This window comes from Micrococcus sp. KRD012, from assembly GCF_017168555.1.
Lineage (GTDB): Bacteria > Actinomycetota > Actinomycetes > Actinomycetales > Micrococcaceae > Micrococcus > Micrococcus luteus.
Genome location: NZ_JABFBB010000027.1, coordinates 1 through 421, shown reverse-complemented (window position 1 = coordinate 421; position 421 = coordinate 1). Strand labels below are relative to the sequence as shown.

The 421-nt window shown below is 56.1% G+C and carries 1 protein-coding gene; it reads left to right on the top strand.

Annotated elements, in window-relative coordinates; translation table 11 throughout:
- Positions 1–89: 89 nt before the first annotated feature.
- Positions 90–421, top strand: a 332-nt coding sequence (locus J1M37_RS10870; RefSeq protein ID WP_206452647.1) for a hypothetical protein, incomplete at its 3' end; no start/stop codon positions are given.

Below are 421 nucleotides of genomic sequence, written 5' to 3'. Positions count from 1 at the left end.
CGCCGGAAGAGCGCGGTCTGAGATGGTTTGATCATAGTATGTTTTTTCCGCGTCGATTTCGATCTCCTCTGTCGATTGCCTTTGCTTTCGTGGCCACGCATAACCACTTCGTGCTAGATCGAGGCGGGAAAGTTTTCAATCGCACAGGTCCGGTGGTAAAGCTGCCGGAAGGGGTCAGTGAAGACGAACACCTTGAGCTCTTGGGGTTGTTGAACTCTTCGACTGCTTGTTTCTGGTTGAAACAGGTCAGCCAGGACAAGGGAAACAGAGGAGGAGAGCGGTCCACGGGGCGGTACGCCTGGGAAAGTTTCTACGAGTTCACCGGTACCAAGCTTCAAGAGTTCCCCCTCCCTGAGAAGCTTCCGCTTACGCTTGGCCGCCTGTTGGACTCCGCGGCGAGCGAAATCGCGCTGCGCGAGCC